We start from the raw sequence: 20,156 nt of genomic DNA on the forward strand, positions 1-20,156 counted from the left end.
TTGATCGAACCGGTTCCAATGGAAGAAACCTACAATCCAAAGACCGTCGAAGAAACCGCACAACGAATCTGGGAAGAGAGCGGAGTTTTTCGGGCCAGGGAAGATTCAGGCCGTGAGAAATTCTATTGCCTCTCGATGTTTCCGTACCCCAGCGGGCGGCTGCACATGGGGCATGTGCGCAATTACACCATCGGCGACGTCATCGCCCGCTACCAGCGCATGCGCGGCAAGAACGTCCTGCAGCCCATGGGTTGGGACGCCTTTGGACTGCCGGCGGAAAATGCAGCGATGCAGAACGGGGTCACGCCTGCGGCCTGGACCGACGCCAACGCGGATTACATGAGGAAGCAGCTCAAATCCTTGGGATTGGCGGTCGACTGGGACCGCGAGATCGCGACCTGCAAACCAGAGTATTACCGCTGGGAGCAGTGGCTGTTCACCCGGCTGTTCGAGAAGGGCCTGATCTACAAGAAGACCGCGCCGGTCAACTGGGACCCGGTGGACCAGACGGTGCTGGCCAATGAACAGGTCATCGACGGCCGCGGCTGGCGCTCGGGCGCCCTGGTGGAAAAGCGCGACATCCCCATGTATTTCATGCGGATCACCGCCTACGCCGAGGAACTGCTGGCCGAGCTGGACGGTCTCACGGGCTGGCCCGAACAGGTCAAGACCATGCAGCGCAACTGGATCGGCAAGAGCCACGGTTGCGAGGTGCACTTTCCCTACGAGGACGGCAGCGATGTCCTGAAGGTCTACACCACCCGCCCCGACACCCTGATGGGCGCGACCTATGTCGCCGTGGCGGCGGAGCATCCGCTGGCACTCGAGGCTGCCAGAGACAATCCGGAGCTGGCCGCGTTCATCGAAGAATGCCGCCATGGCGGCACTGCGGAGGCCGATCTCGCCACCATGGAAAAGAAGGGCATGGCCACCGGGCGCTTCGTGGTCCATCCGCTGAACGGCGAAAAGCTGCCGGTGTGGATCGCCAACTACGTCCTGTGGGGTTATGGCGAAGGCGCGGTGATGGCGGTACCGGCTCACGACGAGCGCGATTTCGAGTTTGCGAACAAATACGGTCTGCCGATCAAAACGGTCATCGTTTCGACCGTCGGCGCCTATGAAACCGTGGACACGAAAGGTGGCTGGATCGATGCCTACGCCGAGCACGGCCGCTGCACGAATTCCGGAAAATACGACGGCCTGGCTTTCCAGCAAGCCTTCGACGCCATCGCCGCCGATTTGGAGGCCAAAGGCCTCGGCCAGAAACGCACCCAGTTCCGTCTGCGCGACTGGGGCATTTCCCGCCAACGCTACTGGGGCTGCCCGATCCCGATAATCCACTGCCCGAGCTGCGGCGACGTGCCGGTGCCGGCGGAGCAGTTGCCGGTGGTACTGCCGGAGGATGTCACCATCGACGTCGGCTCACCGCTCAAGAAGATGCCGGAGTGGTATTCCACCACCTGTCCCAAGTGCGGCGGCGCGGCGGAGCGGGAGACCGACACCATGGACACTTTCGTCGAATCGTCCTGGTACTATGCCCGCTACACCTGCCCGGACGACACCGAGTCCATGCTGGACCGGCGCGCCGATTACTGGCTGCCGGTCGACCAGTACGTCGGCGGCATCGAACACGCCATCCTCCACCTGCTCTACGCCCGCTTCTTCCACAAGCTGATGCGCGATGCCGGTCTGGTACACTGCGACGAGCCGTTCACCAACCTGCTGACCCAGGGCATGGTGGTCGCCCCTACCTTCTATCGGGAAGAGGGCGGCAAGAAACATTATTTCGGGCCCACCGAAGTGGAGCTGAGCACCGATGAGCGGGGCCGCCCGCTGGGCGCGACCTTGAAGTCGGATGGCGCGCCGGTCACCGTGGGTCACATCGAGAAGATGTCCAAATCGAAGAACAACGGCGTGGACCCGGAGGCGCTGATAGACCGGTACGGCGCCGATACGGTGCGGCTGTTCACCATGTTCGCGGCGCCACCGGACCAGTCGCTGGAGTGGTCCGACAGCGGGGTGGAAGGGGCATTCAGGTTCCTCAAGCGTCTATGGACGCGGGCGGCATTCAATGTCAATACCGCATTTTCGCAATATGGGCGGGACGAATTGCGGGTCACCGACTGGGCACTTGTTCCGTTGGCACCGAACCACAAAGAAGCCCGCCGCCTGATCCATGCGACTCTGAAGCAGGCTAATTTCGATTTCGTCCGCCATCAGTTCAACACCGTGGTCTCCGCGGCGATGAAGATCCTCAATACCCTGGCCGACGACAAGGGGTTCTGGAATTGCGATCACCTGCCCGAAGGTGACGAAAAGGTAGCATTCCGCCGCAGCGCTGCCGTGGTCGCCTTCGAGGGCTATTCGCTGCTGACCCGGCTGCTGTACCCGATCGCGCCCCACATCTGCGACGCGCTCTGGCGGCAGCTCATACCGGGGACCGATATTCTCGATGCCGGCTGGCCGGAAGTCGATGAAGCGGCCCTCGCGCAGGATGAAATCGAACTCGTGGTTCAGGTCAACGGAAAGCTGCGCGGAAAGATCACCGTGCCGACGGAGGCTTCCCGCGAAACCGTGGAGCAGATCGCCTTGGCCGATGCCCAGGTACTGCGTTTCGTCGAAGGCAAGCCGCCGAAGAAGGTCATCGTGGTGCCGGGCAAACTGGTCAACATCGTGGTATGAGTGTAGAAAAGACTTGCCGGTATCTTTCCTTGTTTCTCGTGGCGTCGCTGACCGGTTGCGGCTTCCATCTGCGGGGCAGCGAGACCTCGGACGGCGCCGGTCAGGTCCTCTTCCTGGAAAAGGCCGGCTCCACCCGGGTGGGTTCGAGGCTTCCGGACGCGATTCGTCTGACGGGCGCTCAGCTCACACGCAACATGGTCGATGCCAAAGGCGTGATCCGTATCCTCAAGGAAACTGACGAACGCCGCACGATGTCTTTGAACCTGGGCGGTCGCGGCAACCTGTTCGACCTCTATACGCGGGTGCGGTACGAAGTCACGACGCCGCAGGGCGAGATCATCATTCCGCCCCAGGAGGTCGAGGTGAAACGTGAATATTTCAACAATCAGCTTTCGCCGATTGGCCAGGGCGAGGAGGAATCGCTGCTCAGGTCTGAAATGGAGCGGGAACTGGCCGAAACCCTGGTTCGACGCGTCCTCATCGAGATGAGCCGGAATCCGGGTGGCAAATCTTGAGGCTGAGGCCTGATCAACTGGTCGAGGCACTGGATCGCGGCCTAGCCCCGCTCTACGTGCTGTCCGGCGACGAGCCCCTGCAGTTGGGGGAGGCCGCGGATGCCATCCGGATGGCGGCACGCGACCGGGGCTATGGACTTCGCGAACTGTTTCACGTCGAGCCCGGGTTCAGCTGGAGCACTTTTCTGGAGGCCGGCGATTCCGTGCCTCTGTTCGGCGACCGGCGTATCCTGGATCTGCGCCTCAACGCCAAGCCTGACAAGGAAGGTGCTGCTGCGCTGCTGCGCTATCTCGACCGGCCGCCCGCGGATGCGATACTCATCGTCATCCTGCCACGCTTGAGCCGGGACGAGTTGAATACCGCCTGGGCACGGGCCGCCGACAGGGTCGGCGTCATCGTGCAGGTCTGGCCACTGCAAGGACGCGAACTGGTCGCCTGGCTGGACCGGCGCATGAACCGCTTGGGTTTGCTGGCGGATCAGTCCGGATTGCGGCTTTTGGCCGCACGGGTGGAAGGCAATCTGCTGGCCGCCGCCCAGGAAATCGAAAAACTGCACATCTTGTACGGCGCCGGCCGGATCGAGGACGAGCAGATCCTGGCGGCTGTCTGCGACTGTGCGCGCTATGACGTGTTCGATCTCACCACGGCAATGCTCGAAGGCCACACCCTCCGAACATTACGCATCCTGTACGGCTTGGAAGGCGAAGGCGTGGCACCGCCGGTGGTGTTATGGGCCATCACCCGTGAGCTGCGCTCACTGGCTGTGGTTCAGAGGGACACCACGAGGGGACTGCCGATGGACGGCGTGCTGGCCCGCCTGCGGATATTCGACAAGCGCAAGGAGGCATTCGCCAGAGCCGCCAAACGGCTCGACCGGGACGGTGTGCTGGATGCCATCCGGTTATGTTGTCGGGTCGATCGGGTAGCCAAAGGGCTGGAGCCGGGGAATCCCTGGCTCGGTCTGTCCGATGTCTGCCTCCGCATAGCCACTTCCCATTGATTTCGTAGTGGAACGGGTACAGACATGAGAATCGACAGGCACGGCAACATGGAATTGACCGAAGAGGAAGACGCGGATCTGCTCGAACGGCTCGAGATTCCGGAGAGTGAGCACAACGATCCACCGGTGGAGATCGAATGCGTCGGTATGGAGAACGACGTCGCGACCTTCAAGGCCACCAACACCAAGACCGGTAAGCATGTCCTGATGGTGTTCGATCTGATGAGGCCGGATTGAAAACCAAAGAGGCGTCATTCCCCGAAATGTCAAGGAATATCGCCATTTTTTTCGGGGGTTGACTGCAACGCGGCGTGAGTCAGCCCGTCAAGGCTCGGGAGTTCCTGGCATTGCGGAAGAACAGCGGTTTGTCGCTCGCAGATCGCTGTGTCGACGCAATGGCTTCCAGCACGCGATGATGGTGCGGGGATTTGCTGCACACGGGGTCGGCGTCGGCCATGTCGCCGGTCATGAGATAGGCCTGGCAGCGGCAACCGCCGAAGTCTTTTTCCTTCTCCGGACAACTGCGGCAGGGTTCCTTCATCCAACCGTAGCTGCGGAAACGATTGAAGGCGGCCGATTCGTACCAGATTTCCCGTATGCTGAAGTCGCGTACGCTGGGGCAGTTCAGCCCGGGTAGTTCGCGGGCAGCGTGGCAGGGCAGGGCCATCCCGTCCGGCGCGATGGTGAGGAATGTCGTGCCCCAGCCGTTCATGCAGGCCTTGGGCCGGTCTTCGTAGTAGTCAGGGACGACGTAGTAGATCTTCATCCGTCCCTTCACCTTCTCCTTGTAGCTTTGCGCGATCGCCTCGGCTTCGGCGAACTGCTCACGGGTCGGCAGCAGATGGTCCCTGTTGAGCAGGGCCCAACCATAATACTGGGTGTTGGCCAGTTCCAGGTAATCTGCCCCGAGTTCGTCCGCCATCTCCAAAATCTGCTGCATCTGATGGATGTTCTGGCGGTGGATCACCACGCACAAGACCATGGGATAGCCATGCTGCTTCACCCAGCGGGCCACCTCGAGTTTGTGTTCGAAAGACTCGGTGCCGGCGAGTTCATCGTTCAGCAGCTTTTCCGGCGACTGGATGCTGACCTGGATGTGGTCGAGGCCGGCCGACTTCAATTCGGCGATGCGGACTTCGTCCAGGCCGTAGCCCGAGGTGATGAGGTTGGTGTAATAGCCGAGCTGGCGGGCGTGGGTGACGATTTCGGCCAAGTCGCGGCGGGTCAGCGGTTCACCGCCGGAAAGCCCCAGCTGGACGGCACCGAGCGCGCGGGCCTCACTCAGCACCCGCTTCCATTCTTCGGTGCTCAGCTCGTCACCCAGGCGGGCGTAATCCAGGGGGTTGGAGCAATAGGGACACTGCAGCGGGCAGGCGTAGGTCAGCTCCGCCAGCAGCCAGCGCGGTTTAGTGAGCGATGATTTCTCTGATCCAGCCATTGTTCAGGGCGCTTTCGAGCATTTCGCGCACATCGGGTTCGATTCCCGAGGCATCGTATTTCCGTTCCAGCTTCTCCACGATGCTGGTGAGATTGTGCTGGCCGTCACAAAGTTCCAGGATCGCCGCGGCGGTTTCGTTCAATTCGATCATGCCTTCGGGATAAAGTATGACGTAGCGCTGCTGAGCTTCTTCCCATTGCATACGCAGCAGAGGCGACAGTTCCAACAGGGTATCGGGTTGCAGACTCATGCGAATCAGGCGATGTTGAAATAGGGCGGTTTTTTGTCGACATAGGCGAGGTACATGGCGTCCAACATCGACCACAGGATGTCGAGCTTGAATTGGAGGATTTCCAGGGCCCGTTCCTGTTGTTCGCGGGTCTTGAAATGATCCAGCGTGATTTCGATGCCGTGCTCGACATCGCGGCTGGCCTGAGTCACCCGCTTGCGGAAATAGGCCAAGCCGTCGGCTGCGATCCACGGATACAGATCCGGCCAGCCAGCCAAGCGTTGTTTGTGGATGGTCGGCGCAAACAGCTCGGTGAGCGAAGAGCAGGCGGCTTCCTGCCAGGTCGCGGTACGAGCGAAATTGAGGTAGGCGTCGACGGCGAAACGCACGCCGGGCAGTACATGCCTGAGCGAGGTGATGTCCTCGCGACTCAGGCCACAGGCAATGCCTAGCTGGATCCATGCCTCGATCCCGCCGGGATCATCGCCGTAACCGTCGTGATCCATCACCCGCTGCATCCATTTGCGGCGGGTTTCGCGGTCCGGGCAGTTGGCCATGATGGCCGAATCCTTGCGCGGAATGGTGATCTGATAATAGAAGCGGTTCGCCACCCAGCCCTGGATCTGCTCCCGGTTCAGCTCGCCGTTCGCCATCAACACGTGGTAAGGGTGATGGATGTGGTAGTACTTTTCCTTGGCACGCAGCCGAGCCTCGAATTCTTCGCGGCTCCAGGGGATCGTGTCTTGGCTCATGGGACTCCTCACAAAACGATTTCCAAACCGTCGTAGGCAACTTCGACCCCGGCTTCGCTCAGGGTACGATGCTGCGGCGAATCTTCATCCAGAATCGGGTTGGTGTTGTTGATGTGGATCAAGACCTTGCGAGCATTCGGCAGGGTGTTCAATATTTCCAGCATGCCGCCCGGACCGGACTGCGGCAGGTGGCCCATCTCACGTGCAAGCTTGTCGCAGATGCCGGCGTGACGCATTTCGTCTTCGCGCCAGAAAGTTCCGTCGACCAGGAGGCAGTCCGCGGCTTCCATGGCGGCGCGGACGTGCGGCTCGATCTCCCCCAGGCCCGGCGCATAGTAGAGCTTGCGGCCGTTTTCCAAATTTTCGACGATCACGCCGATGTTGTCGCCCTCGTGCGGATCATGGCGATGGGGCGAATAGGGAGGTGCCTTGCTTTTCAGCGAGTGGGTCGAGAATTTCAGGCCCTCGATGCCGGGAATCGTAAAGCCGCTCCCATCCAACGGCAAGGCGTGCTGCTCCACCCCGCAATAATGCTCCAGCATCCGGAACAGCGGAAAACCGGTGGAGAGGTCCTGCTTCACCATCTCGCTGCAATACACTTGCAGGGGGCGGGTGGATTCACGCAGCATCAAAAGGCCGGTGGTGTGATCGATCTGGCTGTCGATCAGCACGATGGCGTGGATGCCGGTGTCACGGACACCCTTGCTGGGATGGCTGGCCGGGAAAGCCTCGAGCTGGCTGCGGATGTCTGGCGAGGCGTTGAAGAGCACCCAGCGCTGGCCGTCGGCGCTGACTGCGATCGAGGACTGGGTGCGGCCTCGGGCGTTGATGTTTTTTTCCCGGAAGCGCCGGCAATTGTCGCATCGGCAGTTCCACTGCGGGAATCCGCCGCCGGCGCCGGCGCCGAGCACACGAATGATCATAAGGAAGCTTGCAGGAGTCTGTACCGCCGCGCAAACGAAAACGGGGCTCGAATGCTCGAACCCCGCTTTCGCCCAACCGTTCGGAATCAACGGTTGTAGATGTACATGGTGACTTCGAAGCCGAAGCGCATGTCGTTGTAGCTCGGTTTTTCCCAACGCATCTTAAATGTCCTCCAGATAATGTTATACGTCTGGTCTTCAAGAGAAAGAGCAGGTTACAGCTCGGCAGCCAGTATACGTACCGCCCCGCTCCTACGCAACAGAGTTTTTCCCGAAACAGTGGCCGTACGCCGGCTTGTGTCGCTCATCAGTGAACGTCAGGCGGGCTCCTCAGCCCTGGCCTGGAATCAACCCGACAGAACCGGGTTTGATCCGCTTGCACTGTACGACCACGTCTTCCATATGGCAGCGGAAGCGGCCGTTGTCGCCGCCTTCGCTGCATTCCTCGCAGACCAGCTTGCCCGTACTTTTGCGCTGTTCGACATGCCAGCCATAGCCCTGGGATTCACAGAATATCCGGGCGTGCTTTTTGAGGTTGTAGTCGTCGGATGCAGCGGCTTCGGCTTCCGTTCTCGCCGAGCATTTCTGGGGCGGGAGCGTATTGCCCATCAGGTCGCGATAGATGTATTCCGTGGCGAAGACGCTGCCCTGAAGCAGCGAGACCAGCACCAGGAGAAGACAGGAATAGAGTTTCAAGCTTGTGTCGATCATAAATAGGTCCTTCCGGCAGGGTCGGTGAAGCGGTTCGGGATTCAGTTGAGAACGCGGATGTTCATGCGCGCGACTTCTTCGTTCTGCTGCGCCCGAATGGGATCGTACTTTTCGTTCTCACTCAGCTTCGCCATGACGACCACGCCCACCAGAGCGGCCGTTGCCAGCGCGACGTATATCCAGAAATAGTCTTTCCCCGTCCGGGTTTCTTCGTTCATCTCGTTGTTCTCCTCTTTTTTTGTCGTGTGCCAGTCTGCGCGAACGTGCGACCGTATCCCGTCCCAGTGGACGGCTCGGTTGGCTTCGCCTTCACGCAGACACTCATAGTTTCGTAGCGAAACTATGGCAAGGGTAGGCACCAAAAGATTTATTGTCAATATATGATTTAGTCGATACTTGTGGATGCGCCCACCTCGGAGCGGAAAGCAGTGTCCTTGCTCGTGTGGTTTATATAAACCATATTGTTGAAATGAACCTTGATGCATGGTTTAATTCAGCCGCAGGCGAACGGGGGACGGAGACCCCCTCGTCCGGCTGGACGAACGAACCGGGCCAGCCTCGCCGCGAAATCGCAAGAAAGGGGCGGTTGTACCCTACGACTGGAGCGTATCGGACATGGTCAAAAAGCATCTCGCGTACTATCTCGCACATCTCACCCAGGACATCCCCGCCGGCATCGTGGTGTTCCTGGTGGCGCTCCCTCTCTGTCTGGGTATTGCGCTGGCGTCCGGCGCGCCGCTGCTTTCAGGCGTGGTTGCCGGCATCATCGGCGGACTGGTTGTCGCCTGGGCCAGCGGTTCGCAGTTGAGTGTGTCGGGCCCGGCCGCGGGCCTGACGGTCATCGTGCTGCAGGGTATCGAAAAGCTCGGCGGCTTCGAGCACTTTCTGCTCGCCCTGATCCTGGCGGGGCTGATGCAGCTCGCTCTGGGCTTCCTCAAGGCGGGAACCATCGGCGCCTATTTCCCGTCGTCCGTCATCAAGGGCATGCTTTCGGCGATCGGCCTGATCTTGATTGCCAAACAGCTCCCCCACGCCGTCGGCTATGGCCGGGACATCCTGGGCGAGGAAACCTATCTGCCTCAGGACACGGAGGGCACTTTCTCGGAACTGATGCACGCCATGGACTCGATTTCCCCGGGCGCGACCGTCGTGAGCGCCATTGCCATCGTCATCATGGTACTGTGGGAGTCCCGGCTTGTCCGTGCCGTCCCGTTGCTGGCGTGGATTCCGGGGCCGCTGGCGGCGATTGCCTGGGCGGTGGCGTTCAATCTCTCGATGGCGGGATCGTCTTGGGAGATCGCGCCGGAGCACATGGTCCAGCTTCCAGACATCCGGGGAGTCGGTGATCTGGCCGGACGGCTCGTCTTTCCGGATTTCAGCCGGATCATGGATTCGGCGGTGTACAGGGTGGCGTTCACGATTGCCGTCATTGCCAGCCTCGAAACCCTGCTCAGCCTGGAAGCAGTCGACAAGCTCGACCCCCTGAAGCGGGTGGCGCCGACCAACCGGGAGCTGAAGGCACAGGGTATCGGCAACCTGTTGGCCGGCTTGCTGGGCGGGCTACCGCTGACGGCGGTGATTGTGCGCTCGTCGGCCAACATCAATGCCGGCGGGCGTACCAAGGTGGCCTGCTTCATCCACGGCCTTCTACTGCTGGTAAGCGTGAGCTTCCTCGCCCGCTACCTCAACCACATCCCCCTGGCCGTGCTGGCCGCGATCCTGCTGATGACGGGCTATAAACTGGTCAAGCCGGCCTTGGTGGCAGAGATGTACCACAAGGGCGCGAGCCAGTTTATTCCGTTCGCCGTCACGGTCATGGCGATACTGGCCACCGACCTGCTCATAGGGATCGCCGTCGGCATCGCCTGTGGCCTATACTACGTCGTCCGAGCGAATTTCCATGCCGCCATTTCTCTCACCCGCCACGGAAACCATTATCTGCTGCGACTGCGCAAAGACGTCTCGTTCCTGAACAAGGCCCTGTTGCGTGAGCAACTGGACCAGGTCGAACCCGACAGCGAGCTGATCATCGACGGAACCTACGCGGAATTCGTGGATCAGGACATCCTCGAAACCATCGAGAACTTCGTCGAAGCCGCGCGCGACGACCGTATCGTGGTTTATCTGAAAAATTTCAAAGCCGCGTACGCCGGCAGCACCGCCAAGAACAGGCAAGACAACGCCGATACCACCCCTTTGTACAGGATTTCCGGCTGAAGTCCCGGTTTGACAGAAGTGCCGCCTTTCCCTTTCAAAACCTAAGAGCGAACTCATGGAAGCTTTCGAGCGGATGCTGTTGGAAAACAAGGCCTGGGCCAAGGATCAGCTGTTGAAAGACCCAGGCTACTTCGAACGACTGTCGGCCGATCAGAAACCGGCGGTACTCTGGATCGGCTGCTCGGACAGCCGGGTGCCGGCGGAAATCATCGTCCATGCCCAGCCCGGTGAAATCTTCGTCCACCGCAACATCGCCAATCAGTTGATCATGACCGATTTCAATGGTCTGAGCGTGTTGCAGTATGCGGTTGACGTACTCAAGGTCCGCGACGTCATCGTCTGCGGACATTACAACTGCGGCGGCATCAAGGCCGCGCTGCAGAAACAGAGTGCAAAGCTATTGATCGTCAACAAATGGCTGAAACACGTCAAGGACGTCTACCGGCTGCATGCGGGTGAGATAGAAGCACTGGGCAGCGAAGAGGAACGTGTCGGTCGCCTGGTCGAGCTGAACGTGATCGAGCAGGTATACAATCTGGCCCACACCTCGATCATCCAGCAGAGCTGGAAACAGAACCGGTGTCCGACGTTACACGGGTGGGTGTACGGGCTGCAGGACGGACTCCTCAAACAGCTGGTCACCCTGCCTCCCGGCAGCGAGGTGAGTCCCGTTTACCAGTACGTCGATTTCTCCGAATAGGCGGCTGACCTGGTCTTCAGCCTGGAGGAGAGCTGATTTCGAGAGCCGGACATGAACGATTCTCCCGAAGCCGTCCGCCACCGTTACGACCGCATAGCACCTTTCTTCGACTTCATCGAAAGCGTGATGGAAATCCTGTGGTTCAGGCGCTGGCGGCAACGTCTCTGGAACCTGATCGAGGGTGAACGCGTGCTCGAGGTGGGCGTCGGAACGGGTAAAAACCTCGTGTTCCATCCGGCAGGAAGGTCCGTCACCGCCGTGGATTTCAGCGAACGGATGCTGCGCCGGGCCCGCCGGCGCGCAGCCCGACTGGGAACCAGGACCGATTTCAGACTCATGGACATCCAGGCTCTGACATTCGCCGACCGGGAATTCGACACGGTGGTGGGCACCTTCGTGTTCTGCTCGGTGCCCGATCCGGTCGGAGGTCTCGAGGAATTGCGCCGGGTCCTGAAACCGGGTGGCAAACTCGTTCTGCTGGAACACGTACGTTCGGAAGGGGAAGCGGCCGGCCGGCTGATGGACCTTCTCGATCCCTGGGTATCCCGCCTGGTCGGCGCCCATATCAATCGCCGCACGGTGGAGAACGTGGAAACCGCCGGATTCCGCTTGGAACATGTCGAACGGCTGAACGCTCTGGTGCGGTTGATCGAGGCGCGCAGCCCTTCACTGGCTTGAGAGGGACGGCTCAGGTGCTATCGACTCCTCGTGACTTCACCAGGACCAGGGTGTTCCGGGACGCTTCCACACGGTAGTCGATGCGGTCGAAACAGGCCGCGATCAGGGGCCAGCCACGGCCGGATTCTTCGAAGGGTTCGGGAAATTCGCTGCGCGGCGGCCAGTGAAGGAGAGGGCGCCCGCGGTCTTCGATCTCGATCGAAATGCTTTGCGGAGCGCGGTGCCACGACACCGTCACCGGTGCGTTGACACCGCCGTGCAGGATGATGTTGTTCAGGGCTTCGACGATGCCGAGTTCGATGCGGGCGGCATCCACCGGAGAAATCCCGGTGGCGAAGCACAAGGCGCGAATGGTCACGCCGACGAGGTTGATGTTGCTCGCTTCGCTACTGATGGTGAGCTGTATCGCCTGATGCACCGGCTCACTTCCTCTCGATGACGACCAGCGAAATATCATCGGTGTAGCTGCCCTGGCCCCGCCAGTCCGACAGCGACGCTTCGATGCAGCCGATCGCTTCGGCCAATGGCAGAGAGGCGGTTTCTTCCAGCAGACGCCGGAAGCGTCCGGCGCCGAAAGCCTCCCCTGCGGGGTTCATGCATTCGGTTATGCCGTCCGAATAGGCGAAAAACCGGTCTCCCGCCGCCAGGCGGTGAGATTCGCAGGCATAGCGCCGGTCGGCAAGAACCCCGAGCGGAAGCCCGCGAACCCCGCTTTCCACGATATCACCGGTCTCCCCTTTCCACATCAGGGGCGGAGGGTGTCCGGCCGTGCTAAGGTCGAGCCGCCCGGTTTCACGATCCAGCAAGGCGTAGATCATCGTAGCGAAATAGCTGTTCGCTTCGGGCTGACCGGCGAAGAAACGGTTGAGTTCCTCCAGCATCCGGTTGGGCGGAAGACTGCCGCAGGTCGGGACGGGCGGGCCCTCCGCGGTGACGTCGAGCGACCGGCTCTGCAGCAGACATTTGCTCAAAGCCACGGAAATCAGCGCCGCGGATACACCGTGACCGGAGACGTCGAGCTGAAACAAGCCGACACGGCGATCGTCCAGCGGAAAGTAGCCGAACATGTCGCCGGCGAGGAAATCGCTGGCGACGAACAGTGACCGGACCTCGAGATCGGGCAACGTCCACGGCTCGGGGAGGAGGGACTTCTGGATGGCGGCGGCGGTGGCGAGGTCGTTGCGGATAGTCTGGTAAGCCTGTTTGAGTTCACGATTCATATCCTCCAGCAACCGGCCGCGCTGGTCGAGCTGTTGCTCCAGCCTGAGGATGCGCTCACCCGCCCGGATCCTGGCCCGAAGTTCCTCGCGGTCGACCGGTTTGACCAGAAAATCGTCCGCACCGGCCTCCATGCCCCGCAGCAGCGAATCCTTGTCGTCACGACCGGTCAGCAGAATGAAGTAGACGTAGTGGGGCAATTTCAGCGACCTCACCTGCCGGCAAAGTTCCTCGCCGTTGAGATGCGGCATGTTCCAGTCGCTGATGACGAACTCGAAACGCTGGGATCGGAACCGCTCGAGGGCCTCGCGACCGTCTCTAGCCGATGTGACTTCGTAGCCGAGCTTGCGCAGGTACACCGCAACCGCGAGTACTGCGATGGGATCGTCGTCGACGAGGAGTATCCGCACTCAGTCCCCCGGATACCACGCGCGCCGGCTGAACAGAGCACGCAGACCTCGCAGGACGATGCGAAGCTCCTTGTCCGGGCCCGCCTGGGCGGCGAACCAGGCATCGCTCATGAGGCGTTCCTCCGCCAGAGCGGTCGCCGGTAAATCCAGCTGGGTCGGCCCGATCAGGCCGGCAGGAGCCCGGTCCGCCGCTTTTTCCCATTCGGCGGTGCGGCAAGCGGCCTGCTCGGATGTGATGGCTTCCACGCCGACCAGTTTCAGGTCGCCCTTGGCCACATTCACGAGCCAGGGCAGCTTCCTCAGTATCGGAGCACCGGCCGTCCATTCGGCGGCCGTGAATTCGGCCCGCGCCGACAGGCCGGCGCCATCCCGGACCAGCCGGTTACCGCGCAGACGCCGAAACCGTAGCGGCCGGGTCGGGTGCCGTGCGATGGCGGCCAGAGCCGCCAGGGGCCAGAGGGGCACCGACAGCAAAAGCAGCAGCACGCCGGCCAGCCGGTTCAAGAAACCGGAAAAATCGCGTCCGATCGAGACCTGATCCAGATCGGCCAACAGGAAGGCATCGACGATCCTGAGCTGGGCACCGGTATCAACGCGGAGCAGATCGTTCCCGCGCACGATGCCATTTTCGACCGTCACGAGCTCACCAACGTACGAATGGGGCAGGATGACCGCATCGGACAACCGGGCATCACGGTCGACGATCACGCCGTCGGAGATCACGACCCTCCCCTGCAACCATGCGCTCGGATGGATTCGGCAATGGCTGCCGACCAGCGCGGTGCCGTCCTTGAGGCAGCCGGCCGCGACGGAAGAGTTGCGGCCCACCGTGAGCCCCGGCCGGAGCTGCCGTCCGGGAATGGCCAGCCCCTGGATGCGTCCGGCCACGGCATCGAGGTTGGCCCCATGGTAGGCAGGCAGGGATTCCAGCAGGCGGGCGTTGCCTCCCTCCAGCAGGAGCTTGCCGGCCTCCGGAGCAGATACCCCGGAAAGGACGTCCGGCCAGGCCATACCGCGCATGTCGTCCGCGCTGCCGCGCAATAGCCACAGGCCGGCCGGATTGTCTTCGCACCAACCATGGAGGACCGACCCCTCGCTGGTGCCGGCCGCTTCGAGAAATCCGCCCAGGAGCGGGGAGCGCAGCATGTCGCCTCGCACCACCAGGGTCGATTTGTCCGGGCATTTTGGCAACTGGCTCAGCAGCAAAGCGATGTCTACTTCGCCGGGGGACGGCCAATAATCCAGATTCAAGCCGAAATGCCGTCCATCGCGCAGGTGCGTCCGGAGCTGCTCGCCGAAAAGACCGACGACCACCGTCGCCTTCCCGATACCGACGGCCGCCAGCATTTCCAGGGTGTAGTCGATCACGGGTCTCGCCGCGACCGGCAGCATGGCGACGCAGGTGCGATCAGTCAGGGGCAAGAGCTCGCGGCCGATGCGGTCGGCCAGGACGATCACGCGCATGCTTCTCTCCCCGGGCCGTCCGGTACCCGGAGGCGGCGCTGCCTTCGCCCTCCGATCCCCGCCAGCAGCAACCACAGCAGCAGATGGGTCGCCGAGACGGCGAGCAGGATGGGATCGAAACGAGAGATGTACCAGATCTCGTGCATGCTCAGGTACAGCACCTGCGTCATGATGATGAACAGCGTCGCGCTGAAGCCCAGGAACAGCCCCAACGCCCGCCGGTCCCGACTGATGATGTGATAGGCCAGCAGCATGGCAAGCGCGGGAAAAAGGTAGCGCTCGTGCATCTTGATCGACCACAGGTAGACGGAAACCGGCAAAAAGGCCGCCAGGTAAACGTGGTCCGAAGCGGTCATGCCCCACCAGGCCCGCCACGCCACCCAGGCGAGAATGAAGAAGAGAAAGACGGTTCCCCAGGTCTTGAAACTCAGAAACAGCATCGTCTGTGTCGCATCGGCGCCATTGCCGCCGATCAGGGCGAACACATTGGCTGCATTCAGGCTAGCGTAAGGATACGAAGCCAGGGTAGATACGTACTTCTCCACGACCCAGGCGGGTCCGTGTACCGCGGCGAATGGCAGGACTCCCAGAGCAAACACCAGGATCGCGGCTGGCAGGAAAAGACTCAGTTCGGCAGCCGTATGCCGGCGGAGCAGCCGGTCCCCGAACCAAAGCAGGGGGATGGGAGCAAAGATCAACGCCTGCGGCTTCACCAGCAACGCCGCCGCGAAAGCCGCCCCCGAAGCGGCGGGCCGCCGTTCCAGCCACAGCACGCCGAGCAGAAGGAACAGCGTCAGCACCGAATCGACCTGTCCCCAGACTGCCGAGTCGACGATCACCGCGGGGTTGAAGGCATAAAGCGCTGCGAGCCCGAGTATCTTGGCGGGGTCGTAGTTTCGTTCGGTCGCCATTCGATGGATCACTCCGACCGTCGCGAGATCGGCCACGATGGCAGGCGACTTGAGCATCACCCGAAATTCGGGCGTATCGAAGCCCACCTGCAACAGCGCCCGTGACTTTCCGATCAGCCACAATACATAGATGTAGCCAGGCGGGTAATCCGCGAAATAACCCGGGCTGTAGAACGAAAGCAGCCCCTCGGCCGCATGGCCGGCCCAGGCGCCGAAGGTGCCGATGTCGACGGGGTGGCCTTTGCAGAAGGCTGCCAACACGAGGCGCAGCAGCAGGGCTCCCGCCAGAATCGCCGCCAGGCCGAACCGTCTCTCAGAGGGTGAGCTTTCCAATTTTCTGCCGCCATACACGATAGAGGAAAAGGGGGTTGCCGATGATGTAGCGCCGCCACATCCGTCCCGGCTCCTGCAAGAGTCGCCAGCTCCATTCCAGCCCGATTTCCCTCAGCCAAAGCGGAGCCCGGGGAATCCGGCCCGAGTAAAAGTCGAACAGTCCGCCCACCCCCATGGCAACGCGTGGCTTGAGCCGGGACCGGTGTTTCCAAAGCCAGAGCTCCTGTTTGGGAACGCCGAAAGCCACCAGCAGGATGTCCGCTCCGGAGCGGTTGATGGTCTCGATGATCTCGTTTTCGGCGTCCGGCGCGAAATAGCCGTCGCAGCTGCCGACGATCTTGAGGTTCGGATAACGCTGCAGCATGTTTTCGGCGGCCTGCCTGGCTACACCCGGCCTGGCACCCAGCAGGAACAGCGACAGATTTTCATGCGCACAACGTTCGCACAGACGGGGAAACATATCGGTGCCGTTGACGTTGGCGCGCAGGCTGGTGCCCAGAATACGGCAACCGAAGCGAATGCCGATGCCATCCGGCAGTACCCGTTCGACCTTGCCCAGGACCTCCCGGTACTCGGGGTTGCCATAGGCGATGTTCAGGCAGTCCGGGTTGACGAAAGCGATGGTAGCAGGACGGTCTTCACGGACGCGGCGGACGATCCAGTCGATGGCCTCGCTCATGGTGGTATTGGCGATGGCGACACCGAAGAACTCCAGCTGGTCCGGCGCCGGCCGTATGGCATCGCCGGCGACCAAGCCGCCGACGCCAGTGCGCAACATCAGGCCGAGATTGCCCGCCGCCGTTTCGGTGTAATAGAACTCGCGGTCCAGCTCCCCTTCGCCCTCATAGGCGATGCCGATCCTGGATCGCAACGTGTAGGGCGAGAAAATCCCCGGCCGCAGGCGGAAACGGATGCTCTGGGACGCCGGCACCGCCGCGGCCTCCTCGGGACTCAACGGACGCGGTCCGGCGAAAGCCATGTCTCCCCACAATACATTCAGCAGGACAGCCAAGTCGCGGGCAGGGGCATCGTCGGCAAAGGCGAGCTGCCGGAACGGCACCTGGAAACGGCCGACTCTCTCCGTGGCGGCGAAGACCCGTCCGGCGCGCAGTTTGGCGACGAGCGCGCGAAGCAGCAGCAGCGGTGCCAGCAGAATCAGCAACGCTCCCGCCACGATGCAATCGACGATCCGTGGCAGCAGACTGGTGACCAGGGTCAGCAGCGGGAGCAGCCACAGACGCCAGTGCCAAAGGGGGCGTTTTCCCAGGGGTCCGGGAATCGCCGTGTGACGGGCCATGTCAGCGCCCAGCGCCCGTCCGCGGCTTGATGCGCGCGGGAACGCCCACCGCCAGGCTGTTCGACGGCACATCGGTGATGACCACGGCATTGGCGCCGATGACCACGTCGTCGCCGATCCGGATCGGCCCCAGCACCTTCGCGCCCGCACCGATGTCGACGCGGTTGCCGATCACCGGGGAACCGGGTTCGTTGGTACGCTTCAGCCCGATGGTGACGCCGTTGCGGACCGTCACGTCATCCCCGATGACGGCATCACCGCTGATGATGATGTCGCCGAAGTGCTCGATGGTGAAGTGCCGTCCGACCTGCGCCTCGCAGGGCAGGTCGATGCCGGTGAGTATCTGTGACAGCAGTTTCAGCGCCTTGTACAGGAACGAGAGCGGCAGCCTCAGCCAGCGCGGTCCGATCCGGTAGCGCCAGCGTCCGAACCGGTAGACCAGCATGACCCACAGGCCCTGCCGGGTCAGGTCGCCATCGTAGTTTTTCCAGTCTTCCCGAACATGCTCGAACATGCGAATCACCACGGTTGCGGCGGCGACACCCTGCCGCCTTCGGTTTCTTTCCAGGCCCGGTTCCACAGACGGATCAGCGCCTCGGATTCGTGCGCCTTGGCAGGCGCAGATCTACGGTGACGCAAGGCCCGCAGCCAGTGCCATAACTGCTCCAGCGTCTTGGCGCTCCAGGCAAGGGCCAGACCGTGCCATTTGCGGTAATACAGTGCCTGGCTCCGCATGCGCCATAGCGTGAGCTGCGAAGCGTGAGAAGAGAACTCCATGTCGCTCAAAGTCTTGGCCGACTCGCCGCCGAGATGGGTGATGACCAGTTCCGGCCAGTACATGATCCTGCAGCCGGCAGCCCTGATCCGACGGCACAAGTCCACTTCCTCGTAATACAGGAAGAAACGCGGGTCGAAGAAGCCGATGCGGTCGATCAGGTCGCGCCGCAGAATCGCGAAGGCCCCCGGGACCCAATCCACTCCGGCTTCTTCTGAGGGGTCCGCCCAGGTTCGGTCGAAACGGCCGAACAGCCGGGATTTCGGGTAACGATGTGCCAGACCACTCAGAACGAGAAACTCATTCAGCAGGGAAGGGAACATGCGGGCAGAGGGCTGCCAGCCGCCTTCCGGACCTACCAGCCGACCTCCTGCCATGCCGACGTCCGGGCAGGCATCCATGCGCTTGGAGGCGGCGTCGAGCAAGCCGGGAGCCAGGCAGGCATCCGAGTTCAGCAGAACCAGATAGCGCCCCCGGGACTGCGTGAAGGCGAGGTTGTTAGCGTTGCCGAACCCGAGATTCACGGGACTCCGTATCAGCCGGACATCGGGAAACTCGGCTTCGACCATGTCCGCCGAGCCGTCCCGGGATGCGTTGTCCACCACGATGGTCTCGATGCCCGCCCCCCCCGCCTGGTCGCGCAGGCTGGCCAGACACCGGCGCAGCAAGTCACGGGTGTTGAACGATACGATCAGAACCGAAATGTCAGGCGGATTCATCGGATTTCGTCCTTTCGGTGCGTACCCAGGCGGCATCCCGGCCCGCGGACGAGAGCAGCCGTTTGCCCAACGTGAGTTTCCAGGCGACATAGAAAGGCGCTGCGGCCAGTGCTCCCCAGTCCCGCCAGCCGGCCCGTCCCACGGCCAGGGCTGCAGCGATGTGCAAACCCACGATGACCATACCGGCGGCGGCCCCTATCCTCCCTGGTGGCCAGGGCCAAGCCAGCAGCAGCGCCAGCAGGATCACATGATAGGCCAGCGGCAGCAGCAGCAGGTCCAGCAACGGTTCCAGCAGCGGCCAGCGGCCTCCTGCCACCTGCCGGATGAGCGGGGGGATCTGTTCGCGCATCATCCGGAACCTGCCCCCCTCCCAGCGGGCGCGCTGGCTGGAAGCCGCCGCAGCCGTGGCCGGCATGGGTGACCACACGGTCGCACCGTCGCAGAAGCGCACGCGCCTGCCCGCCCGCACCAGACGGATGTGATACTCCAGGTCCTCGGCGATGGAACCGGCGTCAAAGGGAACGCTCTCCAGCGTCCGGCGGTGCAGCCCGAAGCCGCTGCCGAGTATGCCGGCGGACCAGCCCCAATAGTCCCGCCCGCGCGGACGCAGTACATTGAATGCCAGCCAGGCGACGTGCATCAACCGGGCGCGGACCGACTGTTCCGGGTTGGAGACGCGGTAACGCGTCTGCGCCGCGTCGGCACCGGCCTGGAACAGCGCCGCGAGTTCGCCGAGAAAATTCGGCTCCACCCGGGTGTCGGCATCGACGACCACGAACACGTCGTGATCCTCCTTCAGCAGGATCGAGAAGGCATGATCCAGCGCATACCCCTTCCCGCGCCGTTCAGGGTCTTCACGGACCAGCACCCGTGCGCCGGCGGCTTCGGCACGGGCGGCCGTATCGTCGCTGCAGTTGTCGGCGACGACTACGATCGTCACGCTGTGATGCCCCGTCTCGGCGCCCTGGATGCTACGCAGGCAGGCCGCGATGCCATCGGCCTCGTCGTGCGCCGGAACCACGATGCAGAAGCGCAGCGGAGCCGCGTCCCGGATGGCGGCGGTTTTCCGGCGGGGCAAAACGCCGCCGAGCGTCAGCATGGCCAGCTCGAAAGTGCCGGGCAGGACCGCTGCGCTCAGCACGACACCGGGTAACAGGATGAAAGTATCGATCGGCATGCCGAA

General features: G+C 62.2%; 22 protein-coding genes. 7 read left to right on the forward strand and 15 right to left on the reverse strand.

What is annotated here, in order from left to right:
* Window positions 1-18 precede the first annotated feature (18 nt).
* Genes leuS through ACSHWJ_RS01640 form a run of 4 tightly spaced genes read left to right on the forward strand, consistent with a single transcriptional unit; the run spans window position 19 to window position 4,435 of the window.
* A complete protein-coding gene (leuS, locus tag ACSHWJ_RS01625; protein WP_218797709.1) occupies window positions 19-2,682 on the forward strand; it encodes a leucine--tRNA ligase in 2,664 nt (887 codons plus the stop codon).
* Window positions 2,679-3,197, forward strand: a complete 519-nt coding sequence (locus tag ACSHWJ_RS01630) for an LPS-assembly lipoprotein LptE (RefSeq protein WP_010960728.1) — start codon at window positions 2,679-2,681, stop codon at window positions 3,195-3,197. Before leuS ends, ACSHWJ_RS01630 begins: the two co-directional genes overlap by 4 nt.
* Complete coding sequence (holA, locus tag ACSHWJ_RS01635; protein ID WP_218797708.1) at window positions 3,194-4,198, forward strand: DNA polymerase III subunit delta; 1,005 nt, start codon at window positions 3,194-3,196, stop codon at window positions 4,196-4,198. The genes ACSHWJ_RS01630 and holA overlap by 4 nt, the downstream gene beginning before the upstream one ends.
* A gap of 24 nt (window positions 4,199-4,222) precedes the next feature.
* Complete coding sequence (locus ACSHWJ_RS01640; RefSeq protein ID WP_041361019.1) at window positions 4,223-4,435, forward strand: hypothetical protein; 213 nt, start codon at window positions 4,223-4,225, stop codon at window positions 4,433-4,435.
* Window positions 4,436-4,514: 79 nt separating this feature from the next.
* Here ACSHWJ_RS01640 and pqqE read toward each other — a convergent pair whose 3' ends face one another.
* The 7 genes from pqqE to ACSHWJ_RS01675 all read right to left on the reverse strand — a co-directional run bounded on the left by pqqE (window position 4,515) and on the right by ACSHWJ_RS01675 (window position 8,469).
* Window positions 4,515-5,636 carry a pyrroloquinoline quinone biosynthesis protein PqqE gene (gene pqqE, locus ACSHWJ_RS01645; protein WP_218797707.1) on the reverse strand — a complete coding sequence of 374 codons (1,122 nt, stop codon included), beginning with the start codon at window positions 5,634-5,636 and terminating at the stop codon, window positions 4,515-4,517.
* Window positions 5,605-5,886, reverse strand: coding sequence for a pyrroloquinoline quinone biosynthesis peptide chaperone PqqD (gene pqqD / locus ACSHWJ_RS01650; RefSeq protein WP_218797706.1), 282 nt, complete (start codon window positions 5,884-5,886; stop codon window positions 5,605-5,607). Before pqqD ends, pqqE begins: the two co-directional genes overlap by 32 nt.
* 5 nt (window positions 5,887-5,891) lie before the next feature.
* On the reverse strand, window positions 5,892-6,617 hold the full coding sequence (gene pqqC, locus ACSHWJ_RS01655) for a pyrroloquinoline-quinone synthase PqqC (protein WP_218797705.1): 726 nt from the start codon (window positions 6,615-6,617) through the stop codon (window positions 5,892-5,894).
* 8 nt (window positions 6,618-6,625) lie between these two features.
* The gene (gene pqqB, locus ACSHWJ_RS01660; protein ID WP_218797704.1) at window positions 6,626-7,540 is read right to left on the reverse strand and encodes a pyrroloquinoline quinone biosynthesis protein PqqB; all 915 of its coding nucleotides are present in this window, start codon (window positions 7,538-7,540) and stop codon (window positions 6,626-6,628) included.
* Window positions 7,541-7,626: 86 nt separating this feature from the next.
* On the reverse strand, window positions 7,627-7,701 hold the full coding sequence (pqqA, locus tag ACSHWJ_RS01665; RefSeq protein ID WP_010960722.1) for a pyrroloquinoline quinone precursor peptide PqqA: 75 nt from the start codon (window positions 7,699-7,701) through the stop codon (window positions 7,627-7,629).
* Window positions 7,702-7,870: 169 nt separating this feature from the next.
* Window positions 7,871-8,251, reverse strand: coding sequence for a hypothetical protein (locus tag ACSHWJ_RS01670; RefSeq protein ID WP_333688225.1), 381 nt, complete (start codon window positions 8,249-8,251; stop codon window positions 7,871-7,873).
* A 41-nt stretch (window positions 8,252-8,292) separates the two neighbouring features.
* Window positions 8,293-8,469: a hypothetical protein gene (locus ACSHWJ_RS01675; protein WP_017365612.1), complete on the reverse strand. Its 177-nt coding sequence runs from the start codon at window positions 8,467-8,469 to the stop codon at window positions 8,293-8,295.
* 397 nt (window positions 8,470-8,866) lie between these two features.
* On the opposite strand from ACSHWJ_RS01675, the gene ACSHWJ_RS01680 reads away from it, so the two are divergent.
* Genes ACSHWJ_RS01680 through ACSHWJ_RS01690 form a run of 3 tightly spaced genes read left to right on the forward strand, consistent with a single transcriptional unit; the run spans window position 8,867 to window position 11,846 of the window.
* On the forward strand, window positions 8,867-10,468 hold the full coding sequence (locus ACSHWJ_RS01680; protein ID WP_333688223.1) for a SulP family inorganic anion transporter: 1,602 nt from the start codon (window positions 8,867-8,869) through the stop codon (window positions 10,466-10,468).
* A gap of 55 nt (window positions 10,469-10,523) precedes the next feature.
* The gene (locus tag ACSHWJ_RS01685) at window positions 10,524-11,168 is read left to right on the forward strand and encodes a carbonic anhydrase (RefSeq protein WP_010960718.1); all 645 of its coding nucleotides are present in this window, start codon (window positions 10,524-10,526) and stop codon (window positions 11,166-11,168) included.
* A 51-nt stretch (window positions 11,169-11,219) separates the two neighbouring features.
* Window positions 11,220-11,846 carry a class I SAM-dependent methyltransferase gene (locus tag ACSHWJ_RS01690; RefSeq protein ID WP_282213367.1) on the forward strand — a complete coding sequence of 209 codons (627 nt, stop codon included), beginning with the start codon at window positions 11,220-11,222 and terminating at the stop codon, window positions 11,844-11,846.
* A 10-nt stretch (window positions 11,847-11,856) separates the two neighbouring features.
* On the opposite strand, the gene ACSHWJ_RS01695 is transcribed toward ACSHWJ_RS01690, so the two are convergent.
* Genes ACSHWJ_RS01695 through ACSHWJ_RS01730 form a run of 8 tightly spaced genes read right to left on the reverse strand, consistent with a single transcriptional unit; the run spans window position 11,857 to window position 20,150 of the window.
* Entirely contained in the window at window positions 11,857-12,264 is a 408-nt protein-coding gene (locus ACSHWJ_RS01695) for an ATP-binding protein (RefSeq protein ID WP_017365609.1), read from the reverse strand.
* 4 nt (window positions 12,265-12,268) lie between these two features.
* Entirely contained in the window at window positions 12,269-13,474 is a 1,206-nt protein-coding gene (locus tag ACSHWJ_RS01700) for a PP2C family protein-serine/threonine phosphatase (protein ID WP_017365608.1), read from the reverse strand.
* Complete coding sequence (locus tag ACSHWJ_RS01705) at window positions 13,475-14,938, reverse strand: nucleotidyltransferase family protein (protein ID WP_218797701.1); 1,464 nt, start codon at window positions 14,936-14,938, stop codon at window positions 13,475-13,477.
* Window positions 14,929-16,182, reverse strand: coding sequence for a hypothetical protein (locus ACSHWJ_RS01710; protein ID WP_218797700.1), 1,254 nt, complete (start codon window positions 16,180-16,182; stop codon window positions 14,929-14,931). The genes ACSHWJ_RS01705 and ACSHWJ_RS01710 overlap by 10 nt, the downstream gene beginning before the upstream one ends.
* Window positions 16,163-17,479: a WecB/TagA/CpsF family glycosyltransferase gene (locus tag ACSHWJ_RS01715; RefSeq protein WP_218797699.1), complete on the reverse strand. Its 1,317-nt coding sequence runs from the start codon at window positions 17,477-17,479 to the stop codon at window positions 16,163-16,165. The genes ACSHWJ_RS01710 and ACSHWJ_RS01715 overlap by 20 nt, the downstream gene beginning before the upstream one ends.
* A gap of 1 nt (window position 17,480) precedes the next feature.
* Entirely contained in the window at window positions 17,481-17,993 is a 513-nt protein-coding gene (locus ACSHWJ_RS01720) for a serine O-acetyltransferase (RefSeq protein ID WP_026045800.1), read from the reverse strand.
* 5 nt (window positions 17,994-17,998) lie between these two features.
* Window positions 17,999-18,973, reverse strand: a complete 975-nt coding sequence (locus ACSHWJ_RS01725; RefSeq protein ID WP_218797698.1) for a glycosyltransferase family 2 protein — start codon at window positions 18,971-18,973, stop codon at window positions 17,999-18,001.
* Complete coding sequence (locus tag ACSHWJ_RS01730) at window positions 18,960-20,150, reverse strand: glycosyltransferase family 2 protein (RefSeq protein WP_282213368.1); 1,191 nt, start codon at window positions 20,148-20,150, stop codon at window positions 18,960-18,962. Before ACSHWJ_RS01730 ends, ACSHWJ_RS01725 begins: the two co-directional genes overlap by 14 nt.
* Between the last annotated feature and the right edge of the window lie 6 nt (window positions 20,151-20,156).

This window comes from Methylococcus sp. S1M, assembly GCF_051295855.1.
GTDB classification, from domain to species: Bacteria; Pseudomonadota; Gammaproteobacteria; order Methylococcales; family Methylococcaceae; genus Methylococcus; species Methylococcus capsulatus.

Excerpts from the sequence above, each read along its gene's own strand:
- ACSHWJ_RS01725 (WP_218797698.1), bottom strand. The coding sequence starts at position 18,973 with ATGAATCCGCCTGACATTTCGGTTCTGATCGTATCGTTCAACACCCGT.
- ACSHWJ_RS01720 (WP_026045800.1), bottom strand. The coding sequence starts at position 17,993 with ATGTTCGAGCATGTTCGGGAAGACTGGAAAAACTACGATGGCGACCTG.
- pqqE (WP_218797707.1), bottom strand. The coding sequence starts at position 5,636 with ATGGCTGGATCAGAGAAATCATCGCTCACTAAACCGCGCTGGCTGCTG.
- ACSHWJ_RS01640 (WP_041361019.1), top strand. The coding sequence starts at position 4,223 with ATGAGAATCGACAGGCACGGCAACATGGAATTGACCGAAGAGGAAGAC.
- ACSHWJ_RS01685 (WP_010960718.1), top strand. The coding sequence starts at position 10,524 with ATGGAAGCTTTCGAGCGGATGCTGTTGGAAAACAAGGCCTGGGCCAAG.
- leuS (WP_218797709.1), top strand. The coding sequence starts at position 19 with ATGGAAGAAACCTACAATCCAAAGACCGTCGAAGAAACCGCACAACGA.
- ACSHWJ_RS01670 (WP_333688225.1), bottom strand. The coding sequence starts at position 8,251 with ATGATCGACACAAGCTTGAAACTCTATTCCTGTCTTCTCCTGGTGCTG.
- ACSHWJ_RS01690 (WP_282213367.1), top strand. The coding sequence starts at position 11,220 with ATGAACGATTCTCCCGAAGCCGTCCGCCACCGTTACGACCGCATAGCA.
- ACSHWJ_RS01705 (WP_218797701.1), bottom strand. The coding sequence starts at position 14,938 with ATGCGCGTGATCGTCCTGGCCGACCGCATCGGCCGCGAGCTCTTGCCC.
- ACSHWJ_RS01680 (WP_333688223.1), top strand. The coding sequence starts at position 8,867 with ATGGTCAAAAAGCATCTCGCGTACTATCTCGCACATCTCACCCAGGAC.
- ACSHWJ_RS01675 (WP_017365612.1), bottom strand. The coding sequence starts at position 8,469 with ATGAACGAAGAAACCCGGACGGGGAAAGACTATTTCTGGATATACGTC.
- ACSHWJ_RS01730 (WP_282213368.1), bottom strand. The coding sequence starts at position 20,150 with ATGCCGATCGATACTTTCATCCTGTTACCCGGTGTCGTGCTGAGCGCA.
- pqqC (WP_218797705.1), bottom strand. The coding sequence starts at position 6,617 with ATGAGCCAAGACACGATCCCCTGGAGCCGCGAAGAATTCGAGGCTCGG.
- ACSHWJ_RS01715 (WP_218797699.1), bottom strand. The coding sequence starts at position 17,479 with ATGGCCCGTCACACGGCGATTCCCGGACCCCTGGGAAAACGCCCCCTT.
- ACSHWJ_RS01630 (WP_010960728.1), top strand. The coding sequence starts at position 2,679 with ATGAGTGTAGAAAAGACTTGCCGGTATCTTTCCTTGTTTCTCGTGGCG.
- pqqB (WP_218797704.1), bottom strand. The coding sequence starts at position 7,540 with ATGATCATTCGTGTGCTCGGCGCCGGCGCCGGCGGCGGATTCCCGCAG.
- pqqD (WP_218797706.1), bottom strand. The coding sequence starts at position 5,886 with ATGAGTCTGCAACCCGATACCCTGTTGGAACTGTCGCCTCTGCTGCGT.